The sequence below is a fragment of the Ureibacillus sp. FSL K6-2830 genome, from assembly GCF_038004145.1.
GTDB classification, from domain to species: Bacteria; Bacillota; Bacilli; order Bacillales_A; family Planococcaceae; genus Ureibacillus; species Ureibacillus thermosphaericus.
This window is the reverse complement of the sequence record NZ_JBBOQR010000001.1, coordinates 2,992,779-3,012,290: the sequence shown is the minus strand read 5'-3', so window position 1 is coordinate 3,012,290 and position 19,512 is coordinate 2,992,779. Positions and strand designations below refer to the sequence as shown.

At 35.8% G+C, this 19,512-nt stretch carries 23 protein-coding genes; 3 read left to right on the top strand and 20 right to left on the bottom strand.

Annotated features, from left to right (window positions below):
- Positions 1-169: 169 nt before the first annotated feature.
- Entirely contained in the window at positions 170-970 is an 801-nt protein-coding gene (gene spoIIP / locus NSU17_RS14940; protein WP_168412334.1) for a stage II sporulation protein P, read from the bottom strand.
- Positions 971-1,021: 51 nt separating this feature from the next.
- Complete coding sequence (gpr, locus tag NSU17_RS14935) at positions 1,022-2,050, bottom strand: GPR endopeptidase (protein ID WP_340705396.1); 1,029 nt, start codon at positions 2,048-2,050, stop codon at positions 1,022-1,024.
- 161 nt (positions 2,051-2,211) lie between these two features.
- On the opposite strand from gpr, the gene rpsT reads away from it, so the two are divergent.
- A complete protein-coding gene (gene rpsT, locus NSU17_RS14930; protein WP_016838584.1) occupies positions 2,212-2,472 on the top strand; it encodes a 30S ribosomal protein S20 in 261 nt (86 codons plus the stop codon).
- 128 nt (positions 2,473-2,600) lie between these two features.
- On the opposite strand, the gene holA is transcribed toward rpsT, so the two are convergent.
- A complete protein-coding gene (holA, locus tag NSU17_RS14925) occupies positions 2,601-3,611 on the bottom strand; it encodes a DNA polymerase III subunit delta (RefSeq protein WP_340435284.1) in 1,011 nt (336 codons plus the stop codon).
- Positions 3,612-3,785: 174 nt separating this feature from the next.
- Between holA and NSU17_RS14920 the strand changes: the two genes are divergently transcribed.
- Positions 3,786-3,950 (top strand): YqzM family protein, encoded by a 165-nt coding sequence (locus tag NSU17_RS14920; protein WP_340435286.1) that lies wholly within the window; start codon positions 3,786-3,788, stop codon positions 3,948-3,950.
- A 55-nt stretch (positions 3,951-4,005) separates the two neighbouring features.
- On the opposite strand, the gene NSU17_RS14915 is transcribed toward NSU17_RS14920, so the two are convergent.
- From NSU17_RS14915 to NSU17_RS14865, 11 genes are all read right to left on the bottom strand, one after another.
- Positions 4,006-6,012 (bottom strand): DNA internalization-related competence protein ComEC/Rec2, encoded by a 2,007-nt coding sequence (locus tag NSU17_RS14915; RefSeq protein WP_340435288.1) that lies wholly within the window; start codon positions 6,010-6,012, stop codon positions 4,006-4,008.
- Between the two features lie 268 nt (positions 6,013-6,280).
- On the bottom strand, positions 6,281-6,850 hold the full coding sequence (locus NSU17_RS14910) for a ComE operon protein 2 (RefSeq protein ID WP_096551254.1): 570 nt from the start codon (positions 6,848-6,850) through the stop codon (positions 6,281-6,283).
- A gap of 58 nt (positions 6,851-6,908) precedes the next feature.
- The gene (locus tag NSU17_RS14905; RefSeq protein WP_340705395.1) at positions 6,909-7,547 is read right to left on the bottom strand and encodes a helix-hairpin-helix domain-containing protein; all 639 of its coding nucleotides are present in this window, start codon (positions 7,545-7,547) and stop codon (positions 6,909-6,911) included.
- Between the two features lie 75 nt (positions 7,548-7,622).
- On the bottom strand, positions 7,623-8,363 hold the full coding sequence (locus tag NSU17_RS14900; RefSeq protein WP_340705394.1) for a class I SAM-dependent DNA methyltransferase: 741 nt from the start codon (positions 8,361-8,363) through the stop codon (positions 7,623-7,625).
- Positions 8,356-8,703 carry a ribosome silencing factor gene (gene rsfS / locus NSU17_RS14895; RefSeq protein ID WP_168412852.1) on the bottom strand — a complete coding sequence of 116 codons (348 nt, stop codon included), beginning with the start codon at positions 8,701-8,703 and terminating at the stop codon, positions 8,356-8,358. The genes NSU17_RS14900 and rsfS overlap by 8 nt, the downstream gene beginning before the upstream one ends.
- Before the next feature lie 69 nt (positions 8,704-8,772).
- Positions 8,773-9,327, bottom strand: a complete 555-nt coding sequence (yqeK, locus tag NSU17_RS14890) for a bis(5'-nucleosyl)-tetraphosphatase (symmetrical) YqeK (RefSeq protein ID WP_016838592.1) — start codon at positions 9,325-9,327, stop codon at positions 8,773-8,775.
- The gene (locus tag NSU17_RS14885; RefSeq protein WP_340705393.1) at positions 9,314-9,886 is read right to left on the bottom strand and encodes a nicotinate-nucleotide adenylyltransferase; all 573 of its coding nucleotides are present in this window, start codon (positions 9,884-9,886) and stop codon (positions 9,314-9,316) included. Before NSU17_RS14885 ends, yqeK begins: the two co-directional genes overlap by 14 nt.
- A 23-nt stretch (positions 9,887-9,909) precedes the next feature.
- A complete protein-coding gene (gene yhbY / locus NSU17_RS14880) occupies positions 9,910-10,203 on the bottom strand; it encodes a ribosome assembly RNA-binding protein YhbY (RefSeq protein ID WP_016838594.1) in 294 nt (97 codons plus the stop codon).
- A gap of 17 nt (positions 10,204-10,220) precedes the next feature.
- Positions 10,221-11,042: a shikimate dehydrogenase gene (gene aroE / locus NSU17_RS14875; protein ID WP_340705392.1), complete on the bottom strand. Its 822-nt coding sequence runs from the start codon at positions 11,040-11,042 to the stop codon at positions 10,221-10,223.
- A 21-nt stretch (positions 11,043-11,063) separates the two neighbouring features.
- The gene (gene yqeH, locus NSU17_RS14870; RefSeq protein ID WP_016838596.1) at positions 11,064-12,167 is read right to left on the bottom strand and encodes a ribosome biogenesis GTPase YqeH; all 1,104 of its coding nucleotides are present in this window, start codon (positions 12,165-12,167) and stop codon (positions 11,064-11,066) included.
- Complete coding sequence (locus NSU17_RS14865; RefSeq protein WP_340705391.1) at positions 12,167-12,685, bottom strand: YqeG family HAD IIIA-type phosphatase; 519 nt, start codon at positions 12,683-12,685, stop codon at positions 12,167-12,169. The genes yqeH and NSU17_RS14865 overlap by 1 nt, the downstream gene beginning before the upstream one ends.
- 266 nt (positions 12,686-12,951) lie before the next feature.
- On the opposite strand from NSU17_RS14865, the gene sigK reads away from it, so the two are divergent.
- Positions 12,952-13,677 (top strand): RNA polymerase sporulation sigma factor SigK, encoded by a 726-nt coding sequence (gene sigK / locus NSU17_RS14860; RefSeq protein WP_096551273.1) that lies wholly within the window; start codon positions 12,952-12,954, stop codon positions 13,675-13,677.
- A 505-nt stretch (positions 13,678-14,182) separates the two neighbouring features.
- Here sigK and mtnN read toward each other — a convergent pair.
- The 6 genes from mtnN to NSU17_RS14830 form a co-directional block, all read right to left on the bottom strand.
- Positions 14,183-14,875 (bottom strand): 5'-methylthioadenosine/S-adenosylhomocysteine nucleosidase, encoded by a 693-nt coding sequence (mtnN, locus tag NSU17_RS14855; protein WP_016838600.1) that lies wholly within the window; start codon positions 14,873-14,875, stop codon positions 14,183-14,185.
- A gap of 59 nt (positions 14,876-14,934) precedes the next feature.
- Complete coding sequence (locus NSU17_RS14850; RefSeq protein ID WP_016838601.1) at positions 14,935-15,627, bottom strand: YrrS family protein; 693 nt, start codon at positions 15,625-15,627, stop codon at positions 14,935-14,937.
- Between the two features lie 148 nt (positions 15,628-15,775).
- Complete coding sequence (gene greA / locus NSU17_RS14845) at positions 15,776-16,264, bottom strand: transcription elongation factor GreA (RefSeq protein WP_096551275.1); 489 nt, start codon at positions 16,262-16,264, stop codon at positions 15,776-15,778.
- Positions 16,265-16,562: 298 nt separating this feature from the next.
- Positions 16,563-17,828 (bottom strand): peptidase U32 family protein, encoded by a 1,266-nt coding sequence (locus NSU17_RS14840; RefSeq protein WP_340705521.1) that lies wholly within the window; start codon positions 17,826-17,828, stop codon positions 16,563-16,565.
- A gap of 28 nt (positions 17,829-17,856) precedes the next feature.
- The gene (locus NSU17_RS14835) at positions 17,857-18,789 is read right to left on the bottom strand and encodes a peptidase U32 family protein (RefSeq protein WP_340435307.1); all 933 of its coding nucleotides are present in this window, start codon (positions 18,787-18,789) and stop codon (positions 17,857-17,859) included.
- A 6-nt stretch (positions 18,790-18,795) separates the two neighbouring features.
- Positions 18,796-19,428, bottom strand: a complete 633-nt coding sequence (locus tag NSU17_RS14830; RefSeq protein ID WP_340705390.1) for an O-methyltransferase — start codon at positions 19,426-19,428, stop codon at positions 18,796-18,798.
- Between the last annotated feature and the right edge of the window lie 84 nt (positions 19,429-19,512).

Genomic DNA, 19,512 nt, shown 5'->3' with positions numbered 1-19,512 from the left:
AAACTAAGTTGAATTATACTATGAAGTATGGCGTAAGCACAATAATAAACAAGATAAGCAAATAAAGGGAATCTTTATTCTTATTCTATAAAATAATCATAATTGCCTTATGAAAATAAAAAATAGCGTTTAAAAGCCATTCTCTTAAACGCTACTTGCAAATATAAATTTATTGTTTTGCAATACTATTCGCCACCGCTTGCGCCATTACGGCAACAGTACGATAAACTTCATCTTCTGTATTATCAATGCCACCAATCTCCACTAATATCATTTCTTTTGCCAAATCTTGATTATATACCCCATCCACACCGCTGCCTTTTTTCTCAATAATACCTCTTGAAATATTTGGTATAATTTGATTCATTGAATCACTTAAGGCTTGAGCAAGCGTTTTATTAGATTTATAATTTGGATTTTCTGCACCAATAACAAAAGCTACTTTCGCATAGGAAACATTTTTATGAACAATCGTTGTTTTATTTCGAGAAGTAGAATCTCGATGAATATCCAAAATCAAATCATAATGATTTGATTTTAATTCTTCGGCAATATATGGCCTAGCTGTTTTATAAGCCTCATGAAAAGCTTTGCCATTCTGCTTCATGACATTCATTACATCTACATCAAGAGTTGTCGCAGAAATTCCATTTAACCGAAAATAATCTTCAAACAAACTTTGCATGGAAAATAAATTTGAATGATCATCGTATACAGCGACCATTCCCTTTTCATTCTCCACGAAAGGCTTATACGTTTCATGGGAATGGGTAAACACGAGCAACACTTTAAAAGGATCTATTGGAGGCGCAACATCAGATACTACTAAATCATTCGATGCATAGACTATCTTTTCTTCTGGTGTGGCAGGAACAAATTTCTCGTTGTTTGGAAAAGGTAATAGTCCTGTAATGATCGGTAACAAGAAAAAGAAAAGCAATAACAGTACAAATCCTTGAATTTTTTTCATCAAAGCATCCTCTCCTTCCACTACGTTATGGAAGAAAGAGAATTTTTAGAACTAGTTCAATCTATCTTCTACCCAATTAAATAAACCATTGCTAATCAATACCGAATACTTCGTCATCCAAATGTCGACTTCTTTCGGCGTAACAATAAGTCTTTGCGAACCAGATAACAATACTTCCTCAAATAGTTGCCTTCTTTCAGCCTTTGACCAAGTCGACCATTCTCCAAAAATCGGTCGAACAACATTTAAATCGACATCTGAATTTGAATCCGATGTCCAAGATGTGACAGAAAGTTTGCCAGAAGGCTTGTCTTTCTCTTGAATTTTTGTCGCAATGGAACGAAATACCTTATCTACCGCATCGGCAATAATAACCGTAGCATCAACGACCGTTGGAACACCGATTGCGGTTACAGGAATACCTAACACTTCTTTTGATATTTCTGCCCGCTGATTTCCGACACCTGACCCTGGATGAATTCCGGTATTAGTTATTTGGATTGTTTTACATAATCTAGCTGTTCCTCTCGTTGCTAAAGCATCGATGACGATAACTAAATCGGGTTGAATTTTTTCTGATAATGCAAGTACAAAATCACTCGTTTCAAACCCCGTCTGCCCAGTTACACCCGGAGCATATAAAATAAATTGTTCATTATGTTCTTCTAACTGTCTTGATTGCATTGCATCAATAGTAAACGGACCTATCGCATCAGGTGTGATCGTCTTATTGCCGAGTCCAATTACTAATATTTTACTCTTCTTTGTTAACTTAATATTTTGATGAATTTCATCGATATATTTAACAAATGTTTTTTCCAACTGCTTCATACCATCGTGATCGTCAATATTCAATGTTGGAACAGTTAAGGTAAAATATTGGCCTGCTTTTTTTCCAATCTCTTTAGCTCCTTCTTGATTGACGGTCACCTTTGTCACTTTTACTCGATTTTCGTAAAATTCTTCAAATTTGACGCCTTCTGTCTCATCTAGTTTCTCTTTTTGTTGTTTCGTTTGATGTTGAACAACCTCTTCTGTTTCATCAATTAAATCGGTTCTATTCCAGATATTTTCTTGCATTTTTATCACCTCTTCTCTATCATGTTCAATCTGTCAAGTAAATATTCTTTCCATTTATGTATTGCAAATATAGATTACCTTCTGTATAATGTTTTTTGTTGTATTGACAAATGTTATTTTTGAAAAATTGTCATCTCGTATTTCAACTAGGAGGTGAAAAAATGCCAAATATTAAATCAGCAATTAAACGTGTAAAAACTACGAAAAAAGCAAACGTTGCAAACGCTCAAGCTAAATCAGCAATGCGTACTGCTGTTAAAAAAGCTGAACAAGCAATCGCAAGCGGTGCTGAAAACGCTCAAGAATTAGTGATTCAAGCTACAAGAGCTCTTGATAAAGGAGTAAGCAAAGGAATCATTCATAAAAATGCTGCAAGCCGTAAAAAATCACGCCTTGCTAAAAAATTAGCTCAAGCTAACTAAAATAAAAAGATCAATTGTTATTAAAACAATTGATCTTTTTTCGTCCAAACTTAATTTATGAAAACACTTAGGCTGTATAAAAAGCATAGTTACACAGTCTTTTTTGGATTCTTATTATGAATGCAAATTTATAAACTTTTTAATAAAAACATTTCCAAATATCTTTCCCGGTTTCCTCCAGTTGTTTTTAATAGGATATCAATTTCAGCAAGTTCATTTAGCGCCTTCAATAACCGCTCTTCACTTGGACGATCCCTTTTTTCTAGCATTAATTTTACTCTGTAAGGATGAATCTTCAATTGTTTCGAAATTTGTGTCGGAGGATAACCTTTCTTATGTAAATAGTAAACGTTATTCATCGTCCGTATATTGTTTGCTAATAAACCAACTAATTTTATGGGTTCTTCCTTTTGACGCAACAAGTCATGATAAATTCGAAGCGCTTCTGAAACGTTATGAGCAAGGTAAGCATTTAACATTTTAAACGCATCGTGTTCAAGGGTTTTTGCTACGAGATTTTCCACTAAATCGCTTGTAATCATTTTATCTTCGCCTAGATAGAGAACAAGCTTTTCAATCTCCCTTTGAAGCTGATTCATATTTTCTCCAACCATTTCAACCAGCTTGTCTATCGCTTCGTCTTCAATTTTTTTCTCAAAGCTCGCAACCTCACTTTGAATCCAAACAGCTAAATCTTTTTCCCCTAGCGCTTCTGCATGAAGCATGACGGATAATTCCTTCATCAACTTTGTGATTTTTTTTCGTTCATCCAATTTTTCATATGGCGCTGTAAAGATTGTTACTGCAAAATCGGAAGGATGATGTAGCCAGTTTTCTAGTCGCTTGACGTCATGCTCAACTTTTTCCGAACCTTTTTCGGCAGCTTTTAAAAAGGTTGCATTTTTCGCAATGATTAATTTACGCTCTGATAAAAATGGATATGTATCCGCTTCATCTATGACAAAGTCGACCGGTGACTCTTCCAAGTCAAACATCGTCATCTCCACTTCCTCGTCAACACTCAAGGCTTTTTTTATGCGTTCAATTGTTTCATCTATAAAGTAAGTTTCTTCGCCATAAATACAATATACTGGAGCGATTTTTCCATTTGCTATTTCTTTCCATGCCTTCGTAAACATTTCGTAAACCTCCAAACAATTCGTATTCATTAGTATACACGAATTATGAGAAGAACTGTATTTTTTGTATAAAATGTGTCAAAATAAAATAGAAATCAAAAAGAAATTCAATAATCTCTTATAGCTTTTTACTATCTATTGACTTATAATGGACTTTGAGTAGGAGGTTATCATATGGCAAATCATAATGAAAATTTCGTTACACATAACCCGTTCGAAGGTGATAATGCTTCTTGCAAACGTAATGATGCTATTGATGGTGCGGTTGGTTTCACGGTATCATTCTTATTTTTCACATTAATGTTCATTATTGCCGTAGTTATTGATGTTGTCGCTTAATATTTAATAGAGTGTAGACAAGGTTTCTCCCTTTGTCTACACTCTATTTTTCTTTTCAGTCAATAGTTGTTGTCACGGTTCTTATTTTCATTTCATGCGCTTTTGCGATAATTTCAATCGTCCCAACTTCCCCTGTCGTAAATGTTTTTAAACCCATTCGTTGAAATCGTTCTACAACTTCTTTATGAGGATGTCCAAATCGATTATTTTCTCCTGCACAAAAAATCGTGATTGCAGGCTGTAATTGTCGAATAAATTCTTCACTGCTGGAGGTCTTACTACCATGATGGCCTGCCTTCAATAAATCGATGGATGATAAAGTAGGATATCTTGAAAGCAGCTTTTGTTCTCCCTCCTTTTCTAAATCCCCAGTAAACAATGCATGAAAATGACCATGTTGAACATATAAAACGAGCGAACCATTATTCCCTTCATAATCCGTATCAAAAGGCCAAAGATATTGAAAAATCACTTCTCCATCACGCCATGCATTTCCAGCCATTTGTTCCTTAATAGGAACTTTTTGAATCTTTGCCTCAACCATTAAATCATTCATAACTGGCTTTTTCAAAGAAGAAGGCGTTACATGTATTTCTCGAACGCGAATCTCTTTTAATATTTCTTCAGCTCCTTCCACATGATCACTATCAGCATGTGTTAATATAAGCGTATCAATGCTTGAAATTCCCTTTCCTTTCAAATACGGAACGACTACTTGTCTTCCCACTTCATATCGAGTACCTTCTTTCCACTCTTCCTGTTGAAATCGTAAAACCCCTCCTGTATCAATCATGTACACTTTTTTTCGAAAAGGAAGTTCGATGACGATACAATCGCCTTGTCCAACATCCACAAAGGAAATAATTAAATGAGGGTTTATTTTTCCTTTAAAATGTAGTAGAAATACAGGAATTAGTAATACCAACACGATATATCGGATTTTTGCTCGACAATCGATGAAGTATAATGCCATCAACACACTGACATAAGCCAGTATCATCAAAAATAAGGAAGGTTTGCCTGGCACCCACATTTGGTAAGGCACAGATTGTAGTACGAAAGTAAATTTTGTTATGAGAAGCCGAAAAGGTTCATACACTGTAAAAAATAGATTGGATAAAGGAATTGGAATAAATGAAAGGATTAACAAAACAATATTGATTGGCAAAATAAGAAAGGAAAACAGAGGCACATAAAATAGATTGACGATAAACGAGGAGATACTTAGTTCATAAAAATGATATAGCAATAGAGGATAAACGATTAACTGGCAAACAAAAGTAATGAAAAACGATTTTAACCACCAAGAATTAATCGAATGCAAAAATCTACTAGAATAAATTAAACTAACTGTAGCTAAATAAGATAGTTGAAAGCCAACTTGATAGATAACCCATGGCTCAATCATCACAAAACCGATGAAACTGATGGCAAGAGCATCATCTATTGCAAGGCGACGTTTGTATCGTGAAATGATGATCAGCTCCAGAACAGTTACCGCCCGCCAAACAGAAGGAGCTCCACCTGCAACAATCGCATAAATTGGCAATAGAATTATTAGAAGAATGGTCGCAATCTCTTGCCTTATACGCAAACGAATTAGCCCTTCATAAATAATGAAAGCAAAAATCGCAATGTGCAATCCCGAAATGGCGAACAAATGAGTAATACCTAATTTTTGATAAGCCCTCGTTGTTTCATCATCCACATCATCTTGTAAACCGATTAGTAAAGCTTTTGCTTCAGGAGCAAGAGATGTTGGAAACGTCTTTTCAATATGTTTTTTCAAATGAAAACGCATAACACTAATTTTTTGATGGAAAGATGATTTCGTGTCAATATATTGAAGTCTATGAATTTCAAAGATACCTGTCGCACCTTTACTTTTTAAATACTTTTTCATATTAAAACTATAGGGATGTTGGGGTCTTTTAGGTTCCACCATTTCCCCTTCAACTAAGAATCTCTTTCCTTCTAAAGGCATCGATTCGAAAATATGTTTTTCTTCTTCAGAGCTGAGTTTATATGTCACATAGACTTTCCTACCATTTTCATCTTTCATCAACCCTCTTATCTTATCGCCATTTACTTTATATTCATGCGTCCACGTATAAATTCCCGTCAAGATGATGGGCTTTTCTATTTCTTTTAATTGGGTGGAGAAATAGAGAAAAACACTAATACTACAAAATAAAAGTATAGTAATTTGCACTGGATGAAACTTTATCAAATAAGCATGCAAAACTAGCGGTATAAGTAACAATAAAAGCCATGTGGTCTCATGCGCACTGAGGGAGGCAATGAGCACCGACAAGGCATAGTAAATCCACTTATGTTGAAATATCAAATAACTCCTTCACCTTCTCTTCATATAAGGATAATTCTTCTTTATCGGCGCCACTTTGTCGTAACTTCTCCAACAAATCTAAAACTATTTGATATTTCTCGTCTTTTAAAAAGTCAATTTTTGATTTATTAAACGGCACATGAACAACATTTACTCCGGCTTTATTTAATATTTCGATAGCATATGGATCATTTTTATAATCACTAGCATAGTAAACATTTTTAATGCCAGATTGGATGATTGCTTTAGTGCATTGCAAACAAGGAAAATGAGTGATATATATATCTGCTCCATTTGTTGAAATACCGTATTTTGCACATTGTAATAGAGCGTTAATTTCTGCATGGATTGCGCGCACACAATGGTTATCTCTTATATAACAACCTTCATCAATACAATGTTCATCACCTGATATGGAGCCGTTGTAACCTCCCGCAATGATTCGTTTATCCCGCACAATCGTAGCACCAACGCTCAAACGTGGACATGTGCTTCGTAAAGCCAATAAATGACTTTGAGCCATAAAATACTGATCCCAAGTAATGCGCTCCATATGATTACCTCCAAATGATTTCTATTTACTAGTATAGAAGAAAATAATTAAATATTAGTTATATCGTGATAAAATCCTTCAATTTTTCAAAGGTTTTTTCACCGATGCCAGAAACACTTTTTAAATCCTCGATTTTTTTAAACGGTCCATGTTCTTCACGATACTGGATGATTGCCTGAGCTTTTGAAGGACCGATTCCTGGCAAAGTTATTAATTTGGACTCATCGGCGGTGTTAATGTTTACTAACGACTCTTTCTTGCTTGATGAATGGCTTTGTTGAAGAGCTTGTCCTAACGGTTGGTATTCTTCATCCCGAAGAAGTTCACCTTTTTTTGGTATATAAATAACCATCTCATCTTGCAATTTTTGTGCATGATTAATATAGTTTGAATCAGCTTCTTCTTCATAACCGCCCGCTAATTGAATGGCATCGATAATTCGATCTTCTGTTGTTAATTCATATACGCCGGGAAATTTTACAGCCCCTTTTACATCAACAATGACTTTTGTAGAAGTGGATTCTTCCGATTGAAGGGTTTCCATATCATCGAAAATTTGTGGTTGAGGAATGGTTGAAACGAGTTCAGCGTCATCCGAACTGTCTTGCTGAAGTAAATAGATAGCAATGAATAGGCAAAGGATTCCAGGTGCTACAAGCATTTTTCCATACTTCTTTAAGAAATCGTGGAAAATCATAGAGCACCCCTTCTAGAAGGTAAATCATATGGAGTCACCTTTATCATACTCGATTTACCTTCTAAAGAAAAGATGTCATTTCACTGCACGAATAAAAATACGTTCACTTGTGTTGGTAGGTGATTGGTCTTCCCAATCAGCAGTTATAAATATTTGTGAAAAACCAACTTCCTTTAACCAATTTTCATAAGTTTCAATTGAAAAGGTTCTCTGATAATGTTGTTCATCAAAACGCTCATAAAGATTCGTTAAATCTTCCATTACAAAAAATGTGATGTCATGAACAACAGAATGCTCTTCTTCCCCTTTTTCTGTATACCAGATATAGAAAATATCGCCGTCATCATACGTAAAAGGGCTTTGTAAAAAGATTTCATCCATTTTATAAATGGAATGGACATCAAAAAATAGTTGACCTCCCACACGTAAAGTTGAATATACTCTTTTGAACGTTTCTTTCACTTGTTTTTCACTTTGTAAGTAATTGATTGAATCAATGGGAATGACAACAACATCTATATTTGAAAAGCCCTCTAAATCATCCATTGACATTTGGTAAAACGGTATCGTCAAATCCTCTTTTTGGGACCGTTCTTGAGCAATTGTAAGCATTGATTCAGATAAATCAATGCCACTAACTTGATAACCCGCTTTACTAAACAGTATCGATAATGTACCAGTCCCGCATCCGACATCTAATAATGTGGGATAATTGGAACTTGGTGCAAAGGCAGTAACCCACTTAACATACTGATCATATGGGATGTCTTCCATGAGAACATCGTACACTTCGGCAAAACGTTCGTAACTATTCACTGACACTCGGCACTTCGATTTGTGGTGCATCTCCCCATAATCGTTCTAAATTATAGAATTGTCGTTCTTCCTTATTGAATACATGAACGACCATATCACCTAAATCGATTAAAATCCAACGAGCAGAATCGTATCCTTCCATTCTTCTAACATCAAAGCCATTTTCTTCAGCTTTTTCCTTCACTTCTCTAGCAATCGCTTGAATTTGACGGTCTGAATTTCCATGACAAATAATAAAATAATCTGCCAGTAATGAAATGTTTTTCATATTTAAAATGACGATATCTTCTGCACGCTTATCGTCTAATGCTTTATAAACTACTTGCAACAAATCTACCATTGAGTCACAATTCCTCTCCTTTTTGTATTTACTATCTATTTTTTCGAATTGTCAAAAAAGCTAAACAAATTATTTATAATAATGATTATAACATTCGATGGAATCAGGGAAAATCGGCTGCTTTGTATGAACTAAAAAGGCAATGGAATGACGAATACATGCACACATCGCTTGATTTAAATCTTGTTGTGCTTTATTTCTTAACTTTTCTACTCCATCAAATGATCGATTCGGTTCAATCATATCGGCAATATAAATAATTTTCTCCAATTTCGACATGCCTGCTCTACCTGTCGTATGGAAACGAATGGCATTTAAAATATCTTCATTGGATATATGAAATTCATGTTCGGCAATCCAAGCACCTACAGGACCATGTAAAATTTCTGGCCCCCAATCCAACAATCTTGTATCCAGACCGTGTTCCTTTACGATATTTTTCATCCAATCTTCATCCGCATATTTCGCAACATCATGCAAAATGGCAGCTGTTTCTGCTGCTTTCACATCTGCTCCATATAGTTCAGCTAATTGAATTGCCGTTTCCATTACTCCTATTGTATGAATATAGCGCTTTTCTGGCATTCGAGATTTAATTCGATTCAATAATTCACTTCGCTCCATAAAGTCCTTCCTTTCGAATATAAGCTTCCACTTCCGGTGGTAATAGAAATCTTAATGTTCCACCTGTGGCAAACCGTTCACGTATTAATGTGGAAGATAAAGCTATATCTGGAGCTTCTACCATAATAATGTTATAAGGTGACTCCGACTTGGCACCAGGGCGCTTAATACCAACAAACTGAACAATTTTTACGAGTTCATCGATATGATGCCAAGTGTGGAGGGTATCAATCATATCTCCACCAATAATAAAATAAAACTCGACATCCGGCTCTCTTTCTCTTAATGCCACCATCGTGTCATAAGTATAAGACACTCCACCACGTTCCAGTTCAATCGTTTCCACCGTAAATTCTTTATAAGGTTTTATTAGTAATTGCACCATTTGCAGGCGATTTTCATCGGTTGATTCGTCTTCCTTTTTTTTATGTGGAGCAATTGCGTTTGGCATAAAGCGGACTTCATCAAGTTGTAAGGCATGATACACTTCATTTGCCATGATTAAATGTCCGATATGTGGAGGATTAAAAGTTCCCCCTAATATGCCGACTTTTTTCATTAAAGAACACCTGACTTTAAATTTTATTTAGGTAATTGAATTCTTTTATTTTTCTTTGAAGGTTTATATAACACAACTGTAAGGCCAATTAATTGTACAAGTTCAGAATTTGTTCCCGAAGCCAATGCTTCTGCTACATCGTGTTTATCTTCTTCACAATTATCTAGAATGCGAACTTTAATAAGCTCTCTGGCTTCAAGAGCATCTTCTATTTGGCGAAGCATTTGTTCATTCACTCCGCCCTTCCCTACTTGAAAGATCGGATTTAAATGATGGGCTTCTGCCCGCAAAAATCTTTTTTGTTTACCTGTAAGCATAGGTTCCTCCTAGTAATCTATTTTAATTGCTCTATTAATTTCTCCATCATTTTTTCGGTGTTTGGATATTGACCTAGCCAATGGTTAAATGCGATTGCTCCCTGATGAATAAACATTCCTAGCCCAGTTACAATCTTTGCTTGTCGTTTTTCAGCTTCTAACAGGAAAGGCGTCATTAACGGATTATACACGATATCGGCAACAATTGTTCCCTCTTGTAATAGATCCAATGAAATTGGGAGCTTGTTTTCTCCAGTTGAAAGCCCTAGAGAAGTTGCTTGAATAATAATACCATATTGATCTAATTGTTTTTCTGCTTGTTCAAGAGAAAGAGCAATCCCTTCACCGAGTTCTTGGATGATTGCTTCTGCTTTTGAAACAGTGCGATTGGCAATATGGATTTGTTCATAACCATATTGCTGCAACGCAAAAGCAATTCCCCTGCTTGCTCCTCCAGCTCCAATCATAAGCACTTTCTTCTCTTTGTTCTTTCCGACCGCCTCTTCTAAAGCATGTACAAAACCAGCACCATCGGTATTATAACCTTTTAATGAGCCATCATTTAGTCTAACAACTGTGTTGACTGCCCCCATCTTTTGAGCAATCGGATCGATGTCATCTAATAAAGGTATAATGGATTCCTTATGGGGAATTGTCACGTTCCATCCACTAGCACCTAGCAATTTTAAAGCAGCAACGGCTTCCTCCAATTGTTCGCTTTTCACGTGGATTGGAATGTAAGTCGCATCAATTCCCATTTCATGGAACCACGTATTATGCATGAACGGCGATTTTGAATGAGCGATCGGATCACCAATAACAGCAAACCATTTCTTCATTACCTAACCCTCTTCCAATACTTAAATTAAAGAAGAACGTATAAATACTTCTACACCTTTAGGCGCATGACAAGCAACGACAACATTTGGTTGTTGCACTGTAATCCACCCTAGCCCGGAAATGACGATATCTGTTTTACCTTCTTTTATCGAAAACTCGTGACGAACCATTGGAGGTAATTGGTTGATATACTCTTCCGAAGGCGGAGATAATAACTTGCCTCGGTGTTCATCATATAATGCGTCGGCTTTTTCCAATTTCGTACGATGGATTGGAAGTTCGTTTGATACATACACAGTAAACGAGTTGCGATTACCTTTAATAAAATCAAATCGAGCTAGTCCACCGATAAATAATGTCTGTTCAGCATTTAATTGATACACTTTTGGCTTAATTTCCTTCTTCGGTGTAATATACTTTAACTCACTTTCATGAATATGATGAGCCATTTGGTGATGATTGATAATACCGGGCGTATCGTAAATTGCTTTTCCATCTTCCATTGGAATTTCAATCATATCTAGCGTTGTTCCAGGGAAATGAGATGTTGTAATTAAATTCCCTTCTCCAGTAGCGCGTTTGATAATGCGGTTAATAAATGTAGACTTTCCTACATTGGTACAACCGACTACGAATACATCTTTTCCTTCACGATATTGATCAATTGTTTCAATGACTTCATCCATTCCGTGTCCTTTATGGGCACTTACTAGTTTTACCTCGACAGGATGTAATCCAAATTCTCGTGAAGCTCTCTTTAGCCAACGTACCACTTTTTCTCGTTTCACAGATTTCGGTAACAAATCCGATTTATTTGCTACTAGTAATACTGGATTATTTCCAACAAATCGATGAATACCTGGAATGAAACTTCCATTAAAATCAAAGATATCTACAATTTTTACAATCAGTCCATCATGATTACCTAAGCCATTTAATATTCTTAAAAAATCATCATCAGTTAATCGTACCGGTTGAATCTCGTTATAGTTTTTTAATCGAAAACATCTTTGGCAAATGACTGTTTCTTTTTCTAACGTTTTTGGCGGCGCATAGCCTGTTTCTTCTGGATTTTCAGTTTGAATTTTTACACCGCAGCCAATACAAGTTGGCATTTCTGTCATTATTGTTCCTCCCACATCGTAATTCCTTTTCTTTTTAATACTTTGAATAAGCGTCTTTCAACAAAACGGTTAAAGCGCGTAACAAAGCCATCCGACTCCGCTACAGGTCGAACTAAAAAAGTATAAAGTTGCAATCGTTTTGCACCTAAAATATCGGTAAGCAACTGATCGCCTACCATTGCCACTTCATTTCTATTTAATTGCAATTTATGAAGAGCAGCTTTATAAGCTTGTCCAAGCGGTTTTTTTGCACGATAAATATACGGTATTTTCAATGGTTCTGCAAACCGTTTTACTCTTTCTTCGTTGTTATTGGAAGCAATGATGATTTGGATACCTGCTTCTTGCATCAATCTCATCCATTCTGCAATTTCTTTCGTCGCGTCCTTTCGATTCCATTCGATTAATGTATTGTCCAAATCGGTTATTATACCTCGAATTCCAAGTGATTTTAATTTTTCTGGAGTAATTTCAAACACTGATGCAACAAATTCATTTGGTAAAAATAACTTATACAAAATCTTTTCCCCTCTTACAAAAATTTATTTCCCATTATAGCATATCCTTCAATTTGAAACCTATGTAGCACGAACATAACGATGGAACTCAATGCTACTCACATAATACTACAACAATTGAAACATTTACTAAACTATCAAATGTTAAACAGTTCTTTCAAGCCTTTTCTTATGAATTTTACTTTTTTCTACAGAATAAGCGTCGTTACGCATTTTTCCATACTTCAATTCATATAATGTCGAAAAAAGCGGAAAGGATGACCTCCTTGAGCGGAATATTGGCATCACTGATTCAGCTTTGGTTAGATATTCCCGCATTTCTAGGATACCTTAAAGGTCAGGCATTTCATAAACCATTCACATCAGAAGAAGAAGCAAAAGCGATTGAACGATTTTTAGCGGGCGATGAGCAAGCGCGACTTGATTTAATTGAACGAAATATGCGGCTTGTTGCCCATGTGGTAAAAAAGTTCCATCCCCCACACGAACAATTAGACGATTATATTTCAATCGGAACGATCGGGTTAATGAAAGCTGTGAGCAGTTTTACACCAGATAAAAAAACTCGCCTCGCAACATATGCAGCCCGTTGCATTGAAAATGAAATACTCATGCACCTTCGAGCACAAAAAAAAGTGCAAAAAGATGTATCTTTGTTTGAACCTATTGGGGTGGATAAAGAGGGACAATCTTTGCAAATACGAGACATCTTACAACTAGATGAAAAACCTGCAATCGAAAAAATCGAACAAAAAGAAAGTTTCGAACAATTGTATACGTATCTCAATACATTGGATACGAGAGAATTGGAAATTATTATTTACCGTTACGGATTAAATAATGAAGAACCTTTAACTCAAAAAGAAATTGCAAAAAAATTAAACATATCCCGAAGTTATGTATCTCGAATTGAAAAAAGAGCTCTTGTGAAATTGTACCAACAATTTAAACATAATCAAAATGAAAGAGAAAGAGAACGGGAAAAAAAGTAAAACAATGAGGGGCTGTCCAGAAAGTCGAACACTTTCTGAACAGCCTTACTTCTTATAGTAATATTCTCTTAAAAACTTTGCTCCTGCGGTGGTCACAAAACGCGCCTCCTCGTCGCAATTCATCTGCGGCGAAAGCATGTGCGGCAGCCGCAATTTATCTGCGGCGAAAGCTTGTGCGACAGCCGCAATTTATCTGCGGCGAAAGCGATAGCGACAGCCGCAAAGGGGGCGTCTCATAATGACTTTGCAGACGCCCCCTCAATTTTTATAATAAATAGAAAAAGCTCATTTAAATATTAATTTAAACGAGCTAATTGTTTATTATTTTGATTTTACAGAACCGTCATTTGCACCGTACCAAGCAATCAATCCAACAAGTGCAGTAATTGTTACAGAAACTAACATTAATGTTAACATCATACCTTTACCTCCTCCAAAAATGCATAACGAGCTTACATATATATTACTTTTTACCAAATGATGCAGTCAAGACCTTCTAGAATCCTTATAATTTCTCTATCGTTTTCAGAACAATTGCCGTTGAATGTTTCGCCGCCAATGGTAAAAACTCATCAAATGAAATGTCGGATTCTTTCCCTGCAATATCCGATAAGGCGCGAATGACTACAAATGGCGTTTGAAATTGATAACATACTTGGGCAACCGCAGCAGCTTCCATTTCACATGCTTTCATTTGCGGAAAATGTTTTCGAACCGCTTCAACTCGTTCAGGGTCATACATAAATGAATCACCGGAACAAATGAGCCCTACTCCATATTGATGTTCCCCTACTTCTTTTACCGACTCAACAGCCAGTTTCATTAACTTTTCATCTGCTTTGTAAGCAGGTGGCATTTGCGGTACTTGCCCCATTTCATATTTAAAAACAGTACAATCCACATCATGGTGTCTAACTTCATCTGATATTACAACGGAACCTACTTCTAAATCAGGGTCATAGCCGCCAGCAGAACCTGTATTGATAACAACATCTGGTTGAAAATGATGAAGTAAAATCGTTGTGGACATGGCAGCATTCACTTTTCCAATTCCGCTTTTCAATAAAACGACATCTTTTCCTTTATATGTACCAGTAGTATATTCACAATTTGCAATGGTCGTAACGGTTTTATTTTCTAATGCTTTTCGCAATAATTCAACCTCTTCTTCCATTGCACCGATAACTGCAATTTTCATATTTTAATTCCTCCTTGAAATCCACATCTATTCCAACTTAACGGAAATATCCATTGCAGTCAATTCATTACTTCATACGTGCCATCAATTTTTTTTAGTATTTCTACTTTAATTGGAATCCATCCTGCATTTTCAATCCATTTTATGTGAACTCGATATTTTTCTGTTTGATCTTTTGATGATACAACGGCAACTGCCCCTTTTCCTGTGCCATCATTTCTTACAGACCAATAAATAATATTATCTTCTTGTAATTCCACAGCATTTCGAATCGTCAATAATTTTTCTTCATAATCTACATGGCCCTCTTCAAAAGCAGAAACGTGCTCACCAGTTTGTCTCGTAGGCGTCACTTGCCAGTTGTTATTAACAATGACTTTTTCCACATTGGCATCTGAGGAAGTAGACACGATAATTTCATCATTGTTTTCATCATGAATGGACGAATTGTCTTCTTGCAGATTATTTGGCTCTTCATTTTTATTTGAAGCGTCTAAAGATTCTTCTTCATCCTTTTTACTATCCTGCTCCTCCAATTCTTCACTATCTTCATGTTCTTTTAATTCTTCCACTTTCGTATCTTCTCTAGCCACTTCATCTTCTTCATCATCTTTTACGATGAAATAAATATTGATCACAATTAACGTAAATACAATGGCTATCAATACATTGAGTATACGATTCATTTTTCGTTTATTATCTGAATAACGTTTCATTCTACGGCTATTTAATTCTTGTTTTTCCTTCGCCATATGATTCCTCCTTATATTTCTTTTTCCATATTACCAAGAAATTGAGATAAACAAATACTTCAACTAAATTTTTAATATTGTTGTCATATGAATATTACAAATGAAAAAGTCGACAAATTTTTATAAAATTTGTCGACTTTATTATCCATTAGTCGTTTGAAGAACGAATTGCTACGATTTTAACTTCCATTTCGCCGCCAGGAGTTGTTATTTTCACTACATCTCCAACTTTATGACCTAATAATGCTTTCGCGATTGGAGAATCGTTCGAAATTTTTCCTTCAAAAGGATCTGCTTCTGCAGAACCAACGATTACATACTCTTCTTCTTCGCCATCCGGCAATTCAATAAATGTTACCGCTTTACCAAGGGTAACGATATCTGCATCTTCTTCGCTTTCTTCAATAATCACTGCGTTACGCAACATATTTTCAATTGCAGAAATACGCCCTTCTACAAATGCTTGTTCTTCTTTTGCAGAATCATACTCGGAGTTTTCAGATAAATCTCCAAAACCACGAGCAACTTTAATACGTTCTACAACTTCTTTTCTTTTTTCTGTTTTCAAATATTCAAGTTCTTTTTCTAATTTTTCTTTACCCGCTAAAGTCATTGGGTATTGTTTTTCGTTTGACAAGACACTCACTCCTTAAGAAACATCACTTTTTCATCCAATCACATTACCATATTTTGTAATGCAATCGTTTTCTTTTTCTGAAGAAAAATTTCTTATATATGATAAAACCCGGTTATTAGAAAAGCATATGTTGCCTTTGGACAATTTAGAAGAATCCAACGGACGCTTTCTAATAACCGAATTTTATTTCAACAATATATCAAATTGTCATTTAATAGTGAATAATGTAAAAATCATGCAAAAGAATCAATACCATACTCATCATATTATACTATGAGTTTTGTTTCAAGAGCAGTTCTTATTTATTTTTTCTTCTCATCATATTGTATCGGTGAAGTGGTTTTTCGACTTTAAATTTCACGATTTGAAGTGGGTGGTTCGCCACCTCAATCGGTTCATTCTCTTCATTCCACATTTGACCGACTGTCATCGTAAATGTATCGATTTCTGGACCGAAGAATTCTACCGTATCTCCTGTTTTGAAGTAATTGCGCTGCTGCAATGTAACCATTTGTGTTTCCTCATCATAATCAAATACAAATCCAGCAAAATCCCATTCCGGCTTCTTCGCATGGAAACCAAACATTTGTTGTTTATAGCTTGGTTCCCCTTCAAAGAAAGCTGAAGCTGTGGCGCGGTTAGCACAACGATCCAACTCTTCCAGCCATTCCCGTTTAATTTTGAAGTTATCCGGATCGGCACAATAGCTGTCAATCACTTTACGGTAAACGGAAATTACTGTCGCCACATAGTGGATGGATTTCATGCGCCCTTCTACTTTTAATGAATCAATTCCTAATTCTATCATATGAGGAATGGATTCAATTAATTTTAAATCTTTCGGGCTCATTGCAAAAGGTGCGTCTCCTTCATTAAATAAAGGCTTTTCTTCCCCATTTACATTTTCATATAGATCATAATCCCAACGGCAGCTTTGACAACAACCGCCACGGTTTGAGTCACGAGCTGTCATGTGATTTGATAACACACAACGCCCAGAATACGCAATACACATAGCACCGTGAACGAATGTTTCAATCTCAATATCCACTTTTTCTTTGATTAGACGAATCTCTTCCGCACCTACTTCACGGGCTAAAACAACCCGATCCAAACCTTCAGATTTCCAGTATTTTACCGCTTTCCAGTTCGATAAAGATTGCTGAGTTGAAAGATGGATTTCCAACTCTGGCGCTACTCTTTTACATGTTTCAATAATTAATGGATCTGCTACAATGATTCCTTTTACACCTACGTCAGCAATTGCACGCAAATATTCTTCTAGGCCTGCCATATTTTCATTGTGGGCAAAAATATTTGTTGTTACATAAATTACTGCACCATATTTTTTGGCAAACTCAACACCTTCACGCATTTCTTCAATGGTGAAATTATCTGCATTGGAACGCAATCCAAATTCTTGACCACCGATAAATACTGCATCAGCACCGTAATGCACAGCTACTTTTAATTTTTCTAAACTACCCGCAGGAGCAAGTAATTCCGGCTTTTTCGTAATAATGCGTTTGCCATTTATTGTTTCACGAATGCTTTCATTTTCAATTAATTGTAACAATGGAGATCCCCCTTTCTTAATAAACTGTTTCCTTATAAATAAATCCAGTATCTAATGGACGTAATGGTGGTTGAATCGCTTTAATTTTTTCGAATAATTCATCTTTTATTTCATCATAAGCATCTTCCCCTTCATCGAAATAAGCATCAATTGCTTGTCGATAAAGGCTTGTTACTGTCGTAATATATTCTTCAGTTTGCAAAATTCCATCAATCTTCAACGAATCGATTCCCGCTTCGAAAAACTCTGTTAATTCATCAATTAAACAAATATCATTTGGCGAAAAAATATGCGTTCCATTCAAGTCTTCATATATCGGATATTTGTTGTTACGTTCTTTATCGTGTAAGAACATGTTTTTATTTTCTTTTCGATTTTCAATTTCCATTACTTCTCCTCGGTAAAGGAAATAATTTCCCAATAATTTCCGTTTTGATTGGAACATGCAAGTCATCCCATGTACTTGTACTTCAATTTCGTATTTGGAGTTTTCTTTTATTTCTAAAATCTCATCAAGGGATAACTCACGGGCTAATACTGCACGCTTCGCTCCTCGTTCTCCCCAATAATTTACTTGGAACCAGTTTGTTGCTGTTGTTTCTGGATTCCAATGTAGGGGAATTGTAATACCAAATTCTCGAACTGACATGAGAACTGCAGGGTCACCGAATAAAATCGCATCAGGTCCAATTTGTTGTAATTGTTTTAAATATTCATCCAACGCATCAATGCGATCATTATGGAATAAAGCATTGCAAGAAACATAAACTTTCTTACCTGCTTCATGGATGATTTGCGTGGCTTCTTTTACTTCGTCAATGGAAAATTCTCCGGCAAGTCTCAATCCAAATTTTTGTTCACCGATAACAAATGCATCGGCACCAGCCTCGATTAATTCTTTAATATGGGGTATTGATTTAGGCGTCACGAGTAATTCTGGTTTTTTCAAATGTCTTCACCTCTTTAAACAAATTAGTAAACCATCGCCAACGGGGACAAAGGTCGTAGAATAATCTGAATGGTTTTTAATCCACTCGGTAAACTCTTTTAAATTGCGAATCATCGAGCGTTTTCGTTTTGGTACTTCTTCCAATGGAATGTCCGATAATCCGTGCATGTAAATATTGTCAATATAAATGACTCCACCTGACGGAACTAGGGGAGAATATTTTTCAAAAAAGCGCATATTTTGCCCTTTCGCTGCATCAATAAAAACAGCATCAAAAGTAGATTGAAACTTCGTTACATCTACTTCTAACGCATCTCCTTCAATCACCGTAATTCGGTTTCCAACGTGACTTTCCTCAATAAACTGCTTAGCAAGTTGGACGCGTTGTTCATCTCTTTCGATTGTAACGATACGGCTATCAGGCACCGCTTCAGCAATGCGAATAGCCGAATAGCCAATTGCTGTACCAATTTCTAAAACTGTCTTCGGTCGTTGAATACGCAATATTTGAGTTAATACTTCGATTGCCGAAGCTTTCATAATCGGAACATGGTGATTTTGTGCATATTGTTCCATTTTTTGCAGCAATTCATTCCGAGGATGAATGAAGGACTCTATGAACTGATCTGAAAACTCCATGTTTTCTCTCCTTCAGATTATATATAAAAAGAAAAAAACCAAACGAGTTGGCTTTAATCAACTACACTATGGAAAAATCACATC